The organism is Pseudomonas sp. PDM05 (assembly GCF_014851685.1).
Lineage (GTDB): Bacteria > Pseudomonadota > Gammaproteobacteria > Pseudomonadales > Pseudomonadaceae > Aquipseudomonas.
This window is the reverse complement of sequence record NZ_JACVAC010000012.1, coordinates 149,135-164,669: the sequence shown is the minus strand read 5'-3', so window position 1 is coordinate 164,669 and position 15,535 is coordinate 149,135. Positions and strand designations below refer to the sequence as shown.

Annotated in this window: 12 protein-coding genes; 8 read left to right on the top strand and 4 right to left on the bottom strand. The window is 60.6% G+C overall.

The genetic code is table 11. The annotated features are described in order from the left end of the window. Positions 1–3: 3 nt before the first annotated feature. Both IB241_RS21730 and IB241_RS21725 read left to right on the top strand, forming a co-directional pair. Entirely contained in the window at positions 4–2,490 is a 2,487-nt protein-coding gene (locus IB241_RS21730) for a circularly permuted type 2 ATP-grasp protein (RefSeq protein WP_192300257.1), read from the top strand. After that, a complete protein-coding gene (locus IB241_RS21725) occupies positions 2,490–3,380 on the top strand; it encodes a transglutaminase family protein (RefSeq protein ID WP_192300256.1) in 891 nt (296 codons plus the stop codon). Before IB241_RS21730 ends, IB241_RS21725 begins: the two co-directional genes overlap by 1 nt. A gap of 207 nt (positions 3,381–3,587) precedes the next feature. Here the strand turns inward: IB241_RS21725 and IB241_RS21720 are convergent, their stop codons facing one another. Next, entirely contained in the window at positions 3,588–3,770 is a 183-nt protein-coding gene (locus tag IB241_RS21720; protein ID WP_192300255.1) for a hypothetical protein, read from the bottom strand. 332 nt (positions 3,771–4,102) lie between these two features. Here IB241_RS21720 and azu point away from each other — a divergent pair, with 332 nt between their 5' ends. After that, positions 4,103–4,549 (top strand): azurin, encoded by a 447-nt coding sequence (azu, locus tag IB241_RS21715; RefSeq protein WP_192300254.1) that lies wholly within the window; start codon positions 4,103–4,105, stop codon positions 4,547–4,549. Positions 4,550–4,686: 137 nt separating this feature from the next. On the opposite strand, the gene nadE is transcribed toward azu, so the two are convergent. After that, positions 4,687–5,514, bottom strand: coding sequence for an ammonia-dependent NAD(+) synthetase (nadE, locus tag IB241_RS21710; RefSeq protein WP_192300253.1), 828 nt, complete (start codon positions 5,512–5,514; stop codon positions 4,687–4,689). Positions 5,515–5,517: 3 nt separating this feature from the next. Further along, the gene (pncB, locus tag IB241_RS21705; protein ID WP_192300252.1) at positions 5,518–6,732 is read right to left on the bottom strand and encodes a nicotinate phosphoribosyltransferase; all 1,215 of its coding nucleotides are present in this window, start codon (positions 6,730–6,732) and stop codon (positions 5,518–5,520) included. 210 nt (positions 6,733–6,942) lie between these two features. Between pncB and IB241_RS21700 the strand changes: the two genes are divergently transcribed. The 3 genes from IB241_RS21700 to IB241_RS21690 all read left to right on the top strand — a co-directional run bounded on the left by IB241_RS21700 (position 6,943) and on the right by IB241_RS21690 (position 11,139). After that, positions 6,943–8,754 (top strand): phospholipase D-like domain-containing protein, encoded by a 1,812-nt coding sequence (locus tag IB241_RS21700; RefSeq protein ID WP_192300251.1) that lies wholly within the window; start codon positions 6,943–6,945, stop codon positions 8,752–8,754. After that, positions 8,754–10,037, top strand: coding sequence for a sel1 repeat family protein (locus IB241_RS21695; protein ID WP_192300250.1), 1,284 nt, complete (start codon positions 8,754–8,756; stop codon positions 10,035–10,037). The genes IB241_RS21700 and IB241_RS21695 overlap by 1 nt, the downstream gene beginning before the upstream one ends. A gap of 118 nt (positions 10,038–10,155) precedes the next feature. After that, positions 10,156–11,139 carry a hypothetical protein gene (locus IB241_RS21690; protein WP_225595649.1) on the top strand — a complete coding sequence of 328 codons (984 nt, stop codon included), beginning with the start codon at positions 10,156–10,158 and terminating at the stop codon, positions 11,137–11,139. A gap of 44 nt (positions 11,140–11,183) precedes the next feature. On the opposite strand, the gene IB241_RS21685 is transcribed toward IB241_RS21690, so the two are convergent. After that, entirely contained in the window at positions 11,184–12,071 is an 888-nt protein-coding gene (locus tag IB241_RS21685) for a LysR family transcriptional regulator (RefSeq protein WP_192300249.1), read from the bottom strand. 155 nt (positions 12,072–12,226) lie between these two features. Between IB241_RS21685 and IB241_RS21680 the strand changes: the two genes are divergently transcribed. After that, on the top strand, positions 12,227–13,717 hold the full coding sequence (locus IB241_RS21680; protein ID WP_192300248.1) for an aldehyde dehydrogenase family protein: 1,491 nt from the start codon (positions 12,227–12,229) through the stop codon (positions 13,715–13,717). A gap of 193 nt (positions 13,718–13,910) precedes the next feature. Continuing rightward, positions 13,911–15,194, top strand: a complete 1,284-nt coding sequence (locus IB241_RS21675; RefSeq protein WP_192300247.1) for an NAD(P)/FAD-dependent oxidoreductase — start codon at positions 13,911–13,913, stop codon at positions 15,192–15,194. The last annotated feature ends 341 nt before the right edge of the window (positions 15,195–15,535 follow it).

The window sequence follows — 15,535 nt, the reverse complement described above, 5'->3', positions numbered from 1 at the left end:
TCCATGTCCGACTTGCTCGACCGTTACCCGCTGACCGCGGGCACTTATCACGAACTGCTGGACGACAGCGGTGCGGTGCGTGCCCATTGGCAGCGCCTGCTCGACCACCTGCAACGCAGCACCCCCGCGCAACTGGCCCAGCGCCAGGCGCTGCTGACCCGGCAGATCCAGGAAAACGGCGTGACCTACAACGTCTACGCCGACCCCAAGGGCGCCGACCGTCCCTGGGAACTGGACTTGCTGCCCCATGTGCTCGCCGCCGAAGAGTGGCAGCACCTGGCAGCGGGGATCGCCCAGCGCGCGCGCCTGCTCAACGCTGTGCTCGCCGACCTATACGGCCCGCAGCGCCTGATCAAGGAAGGCCTGCTGCCGGCCGAGCTGGTATTTGGACACAACAACTTCCTGTGGCCGTGCCAGGGCATCCAACCGCCGGACGGCGCGTTTCTGCATCTCTACGCCGTGGACCTGGCGCGCACACCCGACGGCCGCTGGTGGGTCACTGCCGACCGTACCCAGGCGCCGTCGGGCGCCGGTTATGCACTGGAAAACCGCACCATCGTGTCCCGCGCCTTTCCGGACCTGTACCGCGACTTGCAGGTGCAGCACCTCACCGGTTTCTTCCGCACCCTGCAGGAAACCCTGGCCCGCCAGGCACCCGGCGATGACCAGCCGCCGCTGATCGTGCTACTCACGCCGGGGCGCTTCAACGAAAGCTACTTCGAACACCTATACCTCGCGCGCCAGCTCGGCTACCCGCTGGTGGAGGGCGGCGACCTCACCGTGCGCGACAGCAGTGTGTTCCTCAAGACCCTCAGCGGCCTGCGCCGGGTGCACGCGATCATGCGCCGTCTCGACGACGATTTCTGCGACCCGCTGGAACTGCGCACCGACTCGGCGTTGGGCGTGCCCGGCTTGCTCGATGCCGTGCGCCAAGGCAATGTGCTGGTGGCCAATGCCTTGGGCAGCGGCGTGCTGGAGTCGCCGGGGTTGCTTGGTTTCCTGCCGAAGATCAATGAGTTCCTGTTCGGCGAGGCGTTGATCCTGCCCTCCATCGCCACCTGGTGGTGCGGTGAAGCGCCGGTACTGGCCGAAGCGCTTGAGAAACTGCCCGAGCTGCTGATCAAGCCGGCGTTTGCGTCGCAAAGTTTTGCTCCGGTGTTCGGGCGCGATCTGGACGACAAACAACGCCAGGCCCTGGCCGAACGCATGCGCGCGCGCCCTTACGCCTACGTCGCCCAAGAGCTGGCGCAGCTGTCCCAGGCGCCGGTGTGGCACACCGTGGAGGACCATCTGCAACACCGCGCCATCGGCATGCGAGTGTACGCCGTGGCCAGCGATGACGGTTATCGCGTGTTGCCCGGCGGCCTGACACGTGTAGCGGCGCAAGCCGATGCCGAAGTGGTGTCCATGCAACGAGGCGGCGCGAGCAAGGACACCTGGGTGCTCGGCGAACGCGCGCCGGGTGGCGAGCAATGGCGTGCGCAGCGCACCATCGGCGCCCATGACCTGGTGCGCCGCGATCCTTACCTGCCGTCCCGCGTGGTGGAAAACCTGTTCTGGTTCGGTCGTTATTGCGAGCGCTGCGATGACAGTGCGCGCTGGCTGCGCATCGTGCTGGCGCGTTATGTCGATGGCGACGATCCGCTGGCCTTGCAAGCGGCGGTGGAGTTGGGCGAGAACCTGCGGTTGCTGCCGGAGGAGGGCGAGCTACCCGAACGCCTGCTGGGTGCCATGCTCGGTGACGACTGGCCGTCGAGCCTGCGCGCCAATCTGCAGCGCTTGCAGTGGGCCGCGTCCCAGGTGCGGGGCAAGTTGTCCCGGGAGAACTGGCAGGCGCTGGTGGAGTTGCAGCGCGAAGCCCTGGAGTTGGAAAGCCAAGCGCCGGATTTCGGCGAATTGCTGGATTTCCTCAACCGCCTGGTGATGTCCCTGGCGGCGCTGTCCGGATTTGCCCTGGACGACATGACCCGTGACGAAGGTTGGCGCTTTTTGATGATGGGCCGACGCATCGAGCGCCTGCAATTTCTGAGCAGCAGCCTGGCGGCGTTTCTGCGGGGTGTGGCGGTGTTTGATCAGGCGGGGCTGGAGTGGTTGCTCGAACTGGGCAACAGCAGCATCACCTACCGCTCACGCTACCTGGCGGTGCCGCAGTTGATCCCGGTGCTCGACTTGTTGCTGTTGGACGAGCAGAACCCCCATGCAGTGCTGTTCCAATTGAAACTGGTGAGCCGCACCCTGCGGCGCTTGAACGATGATTTTGGCGTGCCCCGGGAAACCGGGCTTGGCCCGCTGGTCGAGCGCCTTGCGCATTTCGACCTGGGTTGCCTGGAGAACCCGCTGTTCGGCGAAACCAGCGTACGTGCCGCGCTGGACGGCCTGGCCGACCTGCTGCAAGCGGTCGCCGATGAGAGTGGGCAAGTGTCGGATCGCCTCGCGCTGCGCCATTTTGCCCACGTGGATGATGTCAGCCAGCAAACGGTGTCGGTGTGATGAGTGCGCACTACCAGATTTTCCACGATACCCATTACCACTACGACAGCCCGGTGTCCCTGGCCCAGCAGTTGGCGCACCTGTGGCCCCGGCCGTGTGCGTGGCAGCGCTGCACCCAGCAGCAACTGGAAATCAGCCCGCAGCCCTCGTCGCGGCGCGATGAGCTAGACGTGTTCGGCAACCCGATCACCCGCCTGGCCTTCGAGCGCCCCCACGACGAACTGCTGGTGAACGCCGGGCTGACCGTGGAGGTGCTGGCGCGTCCGATGCTGGACTTCCAGCAATCGCCCGCCTGGGACCAGGCCCGCGACAGCCTGACCTACAGCAGCCAGCCGCTGTCCGATGAGTTGATCGAAGCCATCCGTTACCGCTTCGAATCGCCCTACGTGCACCTGAAGAAAAACTTCGTCGAGTTCTCCGCCAGCTGTTTCCCACCGGGGCGTCCGCTGTTGCTCGGTGTGCAGGCGCTGATGGAAAAAATCTTCAGCGAATTCACCTTCGATGCCGAAGCCACCCAAGTCGCCACGCCGCTGGTGGAAGTGCTGGAGCGCCGCCGTGGCGTGTGCCAGGACTTTGCGCACCTGATGCTCGCTTGCCTGCGTTCGCGTGGCCTGGCGGCGCGTTATATCAGCGGCTACCTGCTCACCCAGCCTCCGCCCGGCCAGCCACGGCTGATCGGCGCCGATGCGTCCCACGCATGGGTTTCGGTGTATTGCCCGATATCGGGCTGGGTGGATTTTGATCCGACCAACAATGTGCAGCCGGCCCTGGAGCACATCACCCTGGCCTGGGGCCGGGATTTCTCCGATGTGTCGCCGTTGCGGGGAGTGATTCTGGGGGGCGGTAGCCATGACCCGGAGGTGCGGGTGACGGTGATGCCGCTGGAATGATTGGCGGCGTGAGCGGGCTTGCCCCGCGCTGGACGGCGCAGCCGCCCCGATAGGGCCGCCGCGCTGTTTCAGAAAGACCGAGGCGCCTGGATTTAGGGTGGCTGCGCCACCCAGCGCGGGCAAGCCCGCTCACTACAGGATTCGCCTAGGGATTCAGAAGATGTGTAGATACCCAGGGCCTGCTCACCACAAGGTGGGAGCGCTCAATTATTGCGCCGGATCTTTTGGCGTTTCGCTCTCGTCGTTCGTTTCTTCAGCATCGACATCGGTGCTCAGCCCATTGGCTTCGTCTTCTGCAGCGGCTTTCTTGCGTTGCAGCTTTTCCTCTTTCTTCTGCTCCTTGGCCAAGTCTCTCTGACGTTTGGCGAAGGAGTAATTAGGTTTGGCCATGGGCGATCCTCTAGGGTCGAAGGTGAGGGTGGCGGCGCGCAGCTGCCTTGGGCTGCCATGGTAGCAGCTTAGCAGCGCGCTTGGCCTTCACTTACCGCAGGCGTAAGCGGCCAGCAGGCCGTTGAACAGTTGGTCGAGGTGCATGATGCGGGCTCCAGTGGTTGGTGGGCCGATCATAGGGCGGTCGTAGTACTTTGGCCGTTAGATTGTGTTGATAAGTCTGATAGCCTAAAGTTGTATACAATCTGTTGACTCAGATCATAAGAACTCATGCCTGCTTGAGGCACCCTTGTCGCAATCCGCGTTTTTTAAACCCTGCCTTGGAGATTCACATGTTCGCCAAACTCGTTGCTGTTTCCCTGCTGACTCTGGCTAGCGGCCAGTTGCTTGCTGCAGAGTGCAAGGTCACCGTCGACTCCACTGACCAGATGTCCTTCAACACCAAGGAAATCACGATCGACAAGAGCTGCAAGACGTTCACCGTGAACCTGGAACACTCGGGCAGCTTGCCGAAAAACGTCATGGGCCATAACTGGGTACTGACCAGCGCGGCCGACATGCAACCGGTAGCCACTGACGGCATGGCCGCTGGCATCGACAAGAACTACCTGAAGGAAGGTGATGCACGCATCATCGCCCACACCAAGATCATCGGTGCCGGCGAGAAAGATTCGGTGACCTTCGACGTGTCGAAACTGGCCGCCGGGACTGACTACGCGTTCTTCTGCTCGTTCCCGGGCCACATCTCTATGATGAAAGGCACGGTGGTCGTCAAGTAAGACCGCGTTATCGTTCTTCGCGGGCAAGCCCGCTCCCACATTCGACCGCATTCCCCTGTTGGAGCGCGGTCAAGTGTGGGAGCGGGCTTGCCCGCGAAGGCGACTTAACAATCAATACAGAACTTGCCAGGCCCACCTCACGGCGCGAACGGCATAACCCGCTTGTGGGCAGTCTTGCGGTAGGTCTCGCAGATAATCCGGAACGCTTCCTCACGCACCGGCTCACCGTGCAGGAACGCATCAATCTCCGCATACGTCACGCCATGTGACGCCTCGTCCGGCTTGCCCGGCGACAAGTCTTCCAGGTCCGCCGTCGGCACCTTCTCCACCAACGATTCCGGCGCGCCAAAGTAGCGTGCAATCGAACGCACCTGGTTTTTCACCAGCCCGCTCAACGGTGCCAGGTCGCACGCACCATCGCCGAACTTGGTGAAAAAGCCCATCACCGCTTCCGCCGCATGGTCAGTACCGATCACCAAGCCACCGGCCGCGCCGGCGACGGTGTACTGCGCCACCATGCGCATGCGCGCCTTGGTGTTGCCCAGCACGAAGTCGCGGGAAACTGCGGCTTTGCCTTCAAACGCCGCCACTTCAGCCGCCAGGGCTTTCACCGCGGGGCCGATGTTGACGGTATGGCGCTCGTCCGGCTCGATAAAGTCCACCGAGGCCGTGGCGTCGATTTCATCGAACTGGACTTCGTACGGCAGGCGCACCGCGATAAAGCGGTAGGCCGCATCACCGCTGTTTTCGCGCAGTTCTTTTACCGCGCGCTGGGCCAAGAGGCCGGCGGTCAGGGAGTCGACGCCGCCGCTGATGCCCAGCACCAACGTCTTCAGCCCGGAATTGCGCAGGCAATCCTGGATAAAGGCCACGCGGCGGGCCACCTCGGCCTCCAGGGCCGCCTGGTCGTTGAACGGCGCTTGGACCTTGAGTTGTTCAGCAATCTCACGCTGTACGGCTTGCATGATTCACTCCTTGCTAGAGATGGCAGGTACTTTGAAAACGTGACGCAAATAGGCGACAAAGTTCGGATCGGTGCAGTGGGTCTTGCCCGCTTCGTCGGAAATTTTCGCGACGGGCTGGCCATTGCAGGCGGTCATTTTAAGCACGATGCTCATCGGTTCCACCCCTGGAATATCGCAAGTCAGGTTGGTGCCGATGCCAAAGCTCACATTGATCCGTCCACGCAGCGCCCGGAAGATCTCCAGCGCCTTGGGCAGCGACAGGCTGTCGGAGAACACCAGGGTCTTGCTCATCGGCTCGATGCCCAGCTTGTGGTAGTGGGCGATGGCTTTTTCGGCCCACTGCACGGGATCACCGGAGTCGTGGCGCAAGCCGTCGAACAGCTTGGCGAAGTACAGATCGAAATCGCCGAGGAACGCATCGGTGGTAATGCAATCTGTCAGGGCGATGCCCAGCAGGCCACGGTATTCGCGGACCCAGCAATCGAGGGCGGCGATCTGGCTGTCGATCAGGCGCGGGCCGAGTTGCTGGTGGGCCATGATCCATTCGTGGGCCATGGTGCCGAGCGGTTTCATGTCCAGCTCGCGGGCCAGGTGCACGTTGCTGGTGCCGACGAAACGGCCGGGGAAGTCATGCTTGAGCACGTTGACCACTTCCTCCTGCACCCGGTACGAAAAACGCCGGCGCGTGCCGAAATCGGCGACTTGCAGTTCGGATAATTCATCGCTGCTGGCGTTGGCCGTCAGCCAATCGAACTTGCGGTACAACTGCTCGCGGGCCTGTTCGAGGATCACGCTCTGGTAGCGATAGCGGTTACGTACTTCGCTGACGATGGCCAGCATCGGCACTTCAAACAGGATCACATGCAGCCACGGCCCGCGCAGGCGGATAAACAACTCACCGTTCTCGATCCCGGTCTGCACATAGCGCAAGTTGAAGCGGAACAGCCCGAGGAAGCGCAAAAAATCCGGCTTCATAAAGCTGATGCGCTCCAGGAAACCCAGTTGGTCGGGGCTCAGGCTCAACTCGGCGAGGCGCTCGATCTGGTAGCGGATTTCCGCCAGGTACGGGCGCAGATCCTCACTGTTGCGGCAACGAAACTCCCATTCAACTTCCACATTCGGGTAGTTGTGCAGCACCGCCTGCATCATGGTCAGCTTGTAGAAGTCGGTGTCGAGCAGGTTCTGCACGATGCGATCGGCAAACACACTCTCGCTCATAACGGGACTCTCCAGACGGATCGGCGATGGGCGCCGACCTTTACGCACAGTTAAGGATGGGGGCTAGTGGCGCATAGGCGGGGGGTGGTTTGCCAGTGTTTTTTTGCGTGATCGAGAAGCGTCCCGCTTTGAAAGACGAACCTTCTGACATTCGTCACGGATAGCAACTCTTTACGCTCTGGGCTTTCACCTAGCCGAGGGAGTAGAGGAATGAATCGCCCTGCCATTGTCGCGCCCGTCGCCTTGCAGCATACGCAGACCGTCACTTGTAACGCGCCCTGGTACGTGCAGGGCAGTGAATACCATCCTGTGGAAGCCACTTATCAACCGCTGATCAATGGCGAAGAAGCCTTCAAGGCCGTGCATTTGGCGATTGCCAGGGCCAGCAAAACCGTCGACATCATCTGTTGGGGGTTCCAGCCGTCGATGTATTTCATCCGCGACGGCAAGAGCCCGAGCATTGGCGAACTGCTCAAGGCAAAGGCTCGCGAGGGAGTCAGGGTTCGCGTATTGACGTGGGAAATGCCGCTTAACTCTGCCGGTGTTGCAGGTGAGGCGAACTTGCCCGGTAAAGGCTCGGTACGCATCAGCGATCGGGCGCTACAGACGTCTACCCAGGCGCAATACGACGAGGACCGTCGATGGTTCGCCGAATGCTCGGTGTCGGACAGCAAGGCCGCCGGGCAGGCAGCGCGCGGGCTCCCGGTCTTTATCAGTCGTGGTTTCGACCTGAATGAGCGGGCCGAGATCGCCCGCAGCCTGAAAGAGGAAAGCCTCGACCCCGAGATCAGCCTCCAGATGCGTCACGCATTGCGATGGACCGCCAGCCATCACCAGAAGAGCGTGCTGGTCGACTACGAACTGCCGGACTGCGCTGTAGGTTTTGTCATGGGCCACAACATGCTCGATGCGTATTGGGATACCGACAAACACTCGGCTTTGGGCCGCTCTGAACAGAGCAAACCCGCACCCAATCGCGGGCCACGTGGTGACACTCCGCGCCAGGATATTTCCACTCAACTGAGCGGGCCGATCCTGGAGCACCTGCACCATAACTTCGCCAGTGCCTGGCTCAAGGAAACCGGGGAGAACCTGCTCGACCTTCGCCAAGCCAAGCAGGTCGGGCCGCACCTGCAATGCATGCCCGGCGTCACGCGCCAGCTGGCCCAAGTGCTGCGCACCCAGGCGCAAGCGGGCAAGCGTGAGATCGAGAAGGCCTACTTGAATGCGGTCAACAACGCGACGCAGTTTATCTATATCGAGAACCAGTATTTTCGCTGGCCACCGCTGGCCGAAGCGATCAAGAAGACGGCGGCGGATCAGACTGGTGGAGGGCGTGATCCTGGTGTACACGGCTCGTTGCACCTGTTTGTGATCACCAATGCGACCGAGGACGGCATAGGTGCGGGCACGCTCAATACCCAGCGCATGCTTGAGAGCCTGGGACGTGCCGACACGATTCCCGGCGTGACCAAGCTTCGGCGTATCGAGCGGATGAAAGCGGCCGCTCCTCCTCGGCCATCACCTGATCCACGGGATCATGTAGGGCAAAGGGAATTGACTAAATGGCAGGCCGAACTCGATCAAAAAACCAAGGCGATCGAGGACAGCATGGTTGTCCCGCAAGAGCTGCCAGGGTTGAAAATTCACGTGTGTTCGCTAGTGGCGCCTGACTCACCCGCCGGCCGGCAGTGGATGCCGGTGTATATCCACTCGAAGTTGATGATTGTGGATGACGTGTTTACCACCTTGGGCTCAGCGAACATCAACACCCGCAGCATGCAGGTGGATAGCGAGCTGAATATTGCGCATGAGTGGGGGAGTGTGACGCAGGGGTTGCGGCGCAGGTTATGGGGGCTGCATACGGATGGGAGGGGGGCTCAGGATGATCCGGAGGAAGCATTTGTAGTTTGGACGGAGATCATCAATGAAAACAAAGAGCGCGAGTCCAAAGCTTCGACGCCCAGCACACCCCTCGTCGAGTTTTATTACGGCAAAAGAACCCTGAAGGACCTCGACTGATGCGCCGATTTTTTCTGCTCTCAAGCCTGCTGCTGGCCGCTTGTATCAACGGTGCTGGGCCTATTCAACTGAACAAGGGCATTCCGATGAATCCGATTACCGAGGCTAAACAAAAACTTACCTTTATCTGTAGGCATGAAACCATTCCTCAGCCGGCTGCCGAAGCTGACATGTTGTTCCAGTACGCTCGCTGGCTGCAAAAAAATAACCAGCTCATACCAGACAAGGCCGTCGACGTTGCGATCGAGCGGCTTTACCGCATCGCTGCTGAAAACGGTCACTACAAAGCCAATATCAATCTACAAACCGGCAGCATGCGCGGCCGCTTCAAGCTTCATGGCGAAGAATATCTGCGACTAAGTCAGCAACTGATCAATGCTGGTGTCGCGACCGGCTATTACTTCATTGGGGTCTTCCTGCAGCAGGGTTCCGCTGGTTTGGCGCTGGACGAGGAAATGGCCCTGCGTTATTACCGCAAGGCCGCTGACCAAGGCAGTGCACAAGCTCAAACGATTGTCGGGGACATATTGGCGCCGATCAGCGTCGCGCCAGCGATCGCCAGACAGATGCGCCGCTGTGCAGCTGAGCAAGGGAATGGAGCAGCTGCAGTGGCGTTGGGCATCGATCTCAAAAATGAGGGCGAGTACCAAGCTGCTTTGGAGGTGCTTCAACTGGGAGTGGCCGCAGGAGAAGAAAGCTCGGCCTCACGCTTGGGCAAAGGTTTTCGAGGCCCACTGCCGGAAGACCGTTTGTACTACCTCGACCAGAAAGAAGACCTTGAACGCGCCGAGCGCTATAAAACAATCTGGAGAATATTAGCGAGATACTCCTACGCTGACCCCAAAGTCCCCGAAATCAACCAGATTGTCCCCCTGCCTCCAGCCAAGCTCCCTGCCTGGGACGGCAAATTGCAATGGCTGGAAGCGCGCCTGGCCAACGTCCCGCCCCCCAAGCCCAGCGAAGCACTGATCCATCAACTGGCCAACGCCAAACTGCTCGATCCTGCCACCGGGAAAGGGTTGCCGGGCTCACCGGCATTCACCCAGGCCCACTTGTTTTCACCCAACTGCTACAGCGGCCAAGCCTGTCCGGTCAGTGGGTATTGGACGGTGGGCCGGCTCCCAGATAGCTATTACGTCGCGAGTGGAGATGGGGTTCGGCATTTCGAGACGGGCGAGGTCCTGCCGAAAATGTTGATCGAACGCTACCAGGTACGTAGTTGGCCCTTCTCCGACAAGATCACGCGCAGTGAGCAAGTGGTGGAATGGTGCCTGCTTTCATGACCGTCGCGTTTTTGCGCGTGACCTGATTTCGCCGTCGCCAGTGCAGTGGAGTCAATCCCGGCCCAGAACTAAGGGTTAGTTTGATCTTGTATGACTATTTTCAAGACGAGGTGTTTTCGTGATCAAGATGACAGTTCTTATTTTTCTGATGTTCTCCTACATGGCTTCGGCGCAGGACGCGCCTGTCACATTGGAAGGCTTCAATCATGCTCCTCCCTGGGATGGAACCTCTGCCGAGGTCAGTGATGATCCAGACTTGATCGCTCAGTTCAACAAGAAGGAATTCGTTTGTCGGGATAGCAAACAATTCGAGCCGAAAGAAAGTGATGCCGCGGTACGGGCGTTCGGTGAATTTGTTGAATACAGCGTAACTGGAGACAAGGTTGAGGACTTCTGGATGGACAATGTCCATAGGCAGAAACGGGAGGCCCTGTTAAGTGCTGCTCTCAAGGCTGAAAGTTGGAAGGCTGAATTCGTTGATAGCACATGGACTCTACGCCGCTCGCGAGATGCCGTTGCGAAACAAAATGCCCAAGCCAAGCTGATTGAACTGGTCGAGAAAGGCGTGCCGATAGTTGCGTACAAATATGCGACCTACCTGTTCGGTCGGGACGGTAAAAGCATGTATTACCTGCTTGACGCCGCTATCGACCGAGGAAGTCCACATGCGATGACCTGGATCGGGACGACGATCGTTGTGCAGTCCAAGGCGTTGCGACCACTAGGCAGGGCGCTGCTTGAGTGCGCAGCGAGCCAGGGCTATGCCCATGCGTACGAAGGTCTTGGAGTACTGGCCGATATGGAGGGCCGACGTCTGGACGCTTATCGCTCGTGGGAGAAGGGGGTCAACGAAGGTTGCGAAAAATGCATCCCGCGCCTGATGGGCGTAGCGCGCGTCAGAAACGACTCTCCAAACAAGCCACTTGAAGAGTCTATGCCAGAGCTGGTGCGAATAAAGAAGTTCTATCAGGAGAGTACTTTTTATAGTCTCAGTGAGCTTCCTGAGTTTGAACCTCGCCTGCCGAATGAATGGGCCTTTCATCTCGCCGATGAAGAGTTATTGTCGTTACTTAAATTTGAGTGGGCTTGGCGAAAGATGTGAGGGTGGCCCGCAAGCGTTTGCACAACCATGTCACGGGCCCCCACTTAAACCTGCTCCATCATCCACCTCACAAACTCCCGCACCTTCGGCACCTCCGCCGAATGCTCCGGGTACGCCAGGTAGTACGCGTCCTGGCTCGGCATCGCATGCTGCCAGGGGATTACCAGTTTGCCGTCGGCCAATTCCTCCTCCACCAGGAACCGTGGCAATAGCGCCACGCCGCAGCCCACCTGCGCCGCGCGGATGCACATGTAAAAGGTGTCGAAACGCGGTCCGTGGTAGCTGTGTTCGGTCTGGTAGCCCTGGCTGGCGAACCAGTCGTGCCAGCCCTGGGGGCGCGAGGCGTTTTGCAGCAGCACCAAGTCGCTCAGTTGCGTCGGGTCGGTGAATGGCTGCGCGGGCAGGCTGTCCGGGGCGCAGACGGGCACCAGCTCTTCGCTGAACAATTTCAGGCTCTCGGTGCCCGGGCGTGAGCCTTGGCCGAAGTAGAAGGCCATGTCGGCCTTGCCTTGCAGCAGCTCGTCCGGGTCTTGTTCGTTGCACAGGTCCAGATGGATCTGCGGGTGACGCAGCCGCCAGCCCTTGAGGCGCGGCACCAGCCAGCGGGCGCCGAAGGTGTAGGGCGTGGACACCCGTAGCACTTCGGTCTCGCCACCGTAGGAACGCAGGTAGTGGGTGGACATCTCCACTTGCGTGAGGATTTTTCTCACTTCCACCAGGTACAGGTCGCCCGCCGGGGTCATCTGTAAACGTCGGCGCACGCGGCGAAACAGCAGGTGCTGGAGCAGTTCTTCCAATTGCGCCACCTGCTTGCTCACCGCACTTTGCGTGAGGTTCAGCTCCTCGGCGGCGCGGGTAAAGCTCAGGTGGCGGGTGGCGGCTTCGAAGCACTGCAGGGCGGTGATCGAGGGCAAATGTCTTTTGTTCAGCACGCTGTGCCTCTTTTTATGTTTTGCATGAATTAATGGAATGATATCTCGCCTAATCGTCGTTTGTTGGCAAGTCTTGCGCCAGCTACAAATAAGCTCTGGATCGTCGTGTTCCTCGCGGCGCGAATTTTTAGGTCTGCAGACTGAAGGAGTGACCCATGGTTGCCGCATTGCTTGATCGTCTCGGGGTAAACCCGGCGCTGTACCAGGCGGGGAAACAACCCGTGCATTCGCCGATTGATGGCAGCCGTATCGGCAGTGTGCACTGGGAAGGTGCCGCCGAGGTGGAGCAACAGGTCAGTCGCGCCGAGCATGCATTCGAGGCCTGGCGCAAAGTGCCGGCGCCGCGTCGCGGTGAGCTGGTGCGCCAATTTGGCGAGGTGCTGCGCGAATACAAGGCCGACCTCGGCGAGTTGGTCTCCTGGGAAGCCGGCAAGATCACCCAGGAAGGCTTGGGTGAAGTGCAGGAGATGATCGACATCTGCGACTTCGCCGTCGGCCTGTCCCGCCAGCTCTACGGCTTGACCATCGCCTCTGAGCGTCCTGGCCACCATATGCGCGAAACCTGGCACCCGCTGGGTGTGGTCGGCGTGATCAGTGCCTTCAACTTCCCGGTCGCGGTGTGGGCGTGGAACACCGCCCTGGCGCTGGTGTGCGGCAACGCGGTGATCTGGAAACCGTCGGAAAAGACCCCGCTCACCGCCCTGGCCTGCCAGGCGTTGTTCGAGCGCGTGGTGAAGAACTTCAACGATGCGCCGCCGTACCTCAGCCAAGTGATCATCGGCGGTCGCGATGCCGGCGCCGCGTTGGTGGATGACCCGCGTGTCGCCCTGATCAGCGCCACCGGCAGCACGCGCATGGGCCGCGAAGTGGCGCCCAAAGTCGCCGCGCGCTTTGCCCGCAGCATCCTTGAGTTGGGCGGCAACAACGCGATGATCCTCGGCCCCAGCGCCGACCTCGACATGGCCGTGCGCGCGATCCTGTTCAGCGCTGTCGGCACTGCCGGCCAGCGCTGCACCACCTTGCGCCGGTTGATTGCTCACGAATCGGTCAAGGAAGAAATCGTCACCCGCCTCAAGGCCGCCTATTCCAAGGTGCGCATCGGCCACCCGCTGGAAGGCAACCTGATCGGCCCGCTGATCGACAAGCACGGCTTCGACAATATGCAGGATGCCCTGGCGCAAGCCTTGAGCGAAGGCGGCAAGGTGTTCGGCGGCAAGCGGCAGTTGGAAGACACCTTCCCGAATGCCTACTACGTGTCGCCGGCCATCGTGGAAATGCCCGAGCAAAGCGACGTGGTGTGCACCGAAACCTTCGCGCCGATCCTGTACGTGGTCGGCTACACCGATTTCGCCGAAGCCTTGCGCCTGAACAATGCGGTGCCGCAAGGCTTGTCGTCGTGCATCTTCACCACGGACGTGCGCGAGGCCGAGCAGTTCATGTCGGCGGTGGGCAGTGACTGTGGCATCGCCAACGTCAACATCGGCCCGAGCGGCGCGGAGATCGGCGGCGCGTTTGGCGGGGAGAAAGAGACGGGCGGCGGGCGTGAGTCGGGTTCGGATGCATGGCGCGGGTATATGCGTCGCCAGACCAATACCGTGAACTACTCGCTGGAACTGCCGCTGGCCCAGGGCATTACCTTCGACTAAAACACTGTCGGAACGCGGTTGAAAATGTGGGAGCGGGCTTGCTCGCGAATGCAGCGTGTCAGTCAATAGATTTACAGCTGATCCACCGCATTCGCGAGCAAGTCGAATCGTCGCACCGCCGCTCCCACATTTGATTGGATTACCAAGTCGAAACTGAATTGAGTGGTTTGTTGGGTCTCATCGGAGTCTGGCAATGGCATTACGCGAAACATGTTTGTGGGAACACCTCACCCCCAGCCGGCCAGACCGCGCCGCGCTCAAGGGCGAGGTCAAGGTGGATGTGTGCGTGATCGGCGCCGGGATCACCGGTTTGTCAGCGGCCATTCACTTGCTGGAACAAGGTAAAAGCGTCGCCGTGCTGGAGGCCCATCGCACCGGCCACGGTGGTTCGGGGCGCAATGTCGGGCTGGTCAACGCCGGGCTGTGGATCCCGCCGGATGACATCGAAGCCGGTTTTGGCGAAGCGGTCGGCAGCCAGCTCAATCGCATGCTGGGTGCGGCGCCGGCACTGGTGTTCAGCCTGATCGACAAGTACAACATCGATTGCCAATTGCGCCGCGAGGGCACCTTGCACATGGCGCACAACGCCCGGGGCGAGGCGGATTTGCGCAGCCGCGAAGAACAATGGAAGCGCCGTGGTGCGCCGGTGGAGCTGCTCACCGGCCAGGCCTGTGAGCAGGCCACCGGCACGCAGAAAATCGCCGCTGCCTTGCTCGACCGGCGCGCCGGCACCTTGAACCCGATGGCCTACACCTGTGGTCTGGCGAATGCTGCCGTCGGCTTGGGCGGGCAGTTGTTCGATCATTCACCGGTCACGCAGCTGGAACGCCAGGGTGCGCACTGGTCGGTGCAGACCGTCCAGGGCTCGGTGCAGGCCAGCCAAGTGGTGATCGCCTCCAACGCCTACACCGAAGGCGAATGGACCGAACTGCGGCGCAATTTCTTCCCCGGCTACTACTATCAGGTCGCTTCGGCGCCACTGACGGATGCCGCTGCCCAACAGATCCTTCCCGGTGGCCAGGGCTCGTGGGACACTCGCCAAGTACTGAGCAGCATCCGCCGTGACGCCGATGGCCGCCTGCTCCTTGGCAGCCTGGGCAATGGCAACCAGAAACCCGCCTGGTTTCTCAAGGCGTGGGCCGATCGGGTGCAGCAGCATTACTTCCCGTACCTCAAATCGGTGCAGTGGGAGTACACCTGGACCGGCTGCATCGCCTTCACTCCCGACCACTTGATGCGCCTGTTCGAACCGGCGCCGGGGCTGGTGGCCGTTACCGGCTATAACGGGCGTGGCGTGACCACCGGCAGTGTGGTCGGCAAAGCGTTCGCCGACTATCTATGTCACCAGAATCCCCAGGCCTTACCGATCCCGTTTGCACCCATGCAGCCGCTGGCCGGGGTGGGCCTGCGCAGTTGCTTGTATGAGGCTGGATTCTCGCTGTATCACGCCGGGCAATGTCTGCGGATCGTGATCTGATCAGCGAAATACCGCTCAGAAGCCCGCATTTTCTTAGCAGGCTACTAATCTGTATTGGTGCAAGTCGTAGCAGTCGCGCACTGTAAATGTGCAGTTCCGTTACGCAGCCTGTTACAGCTGTAGGTACTGTCGTTTATAGGCCTGGTTGCAGGTGCGACCTGCCAGGGTTGTACTTTTTTCGCTCATTGGTTGCACCTATTGATCCTAGAGGGTTGCACGTCCTGACGAACGGAGCCGAAACGCCTGTAATTCCAATGACACCGTGTCTTTTTGAAGAATAAAAACCTACTGGCACGCGCTTTGCTCTGGGCTTTCAGTGGAAAGTTTGAACGCAAGTTGTA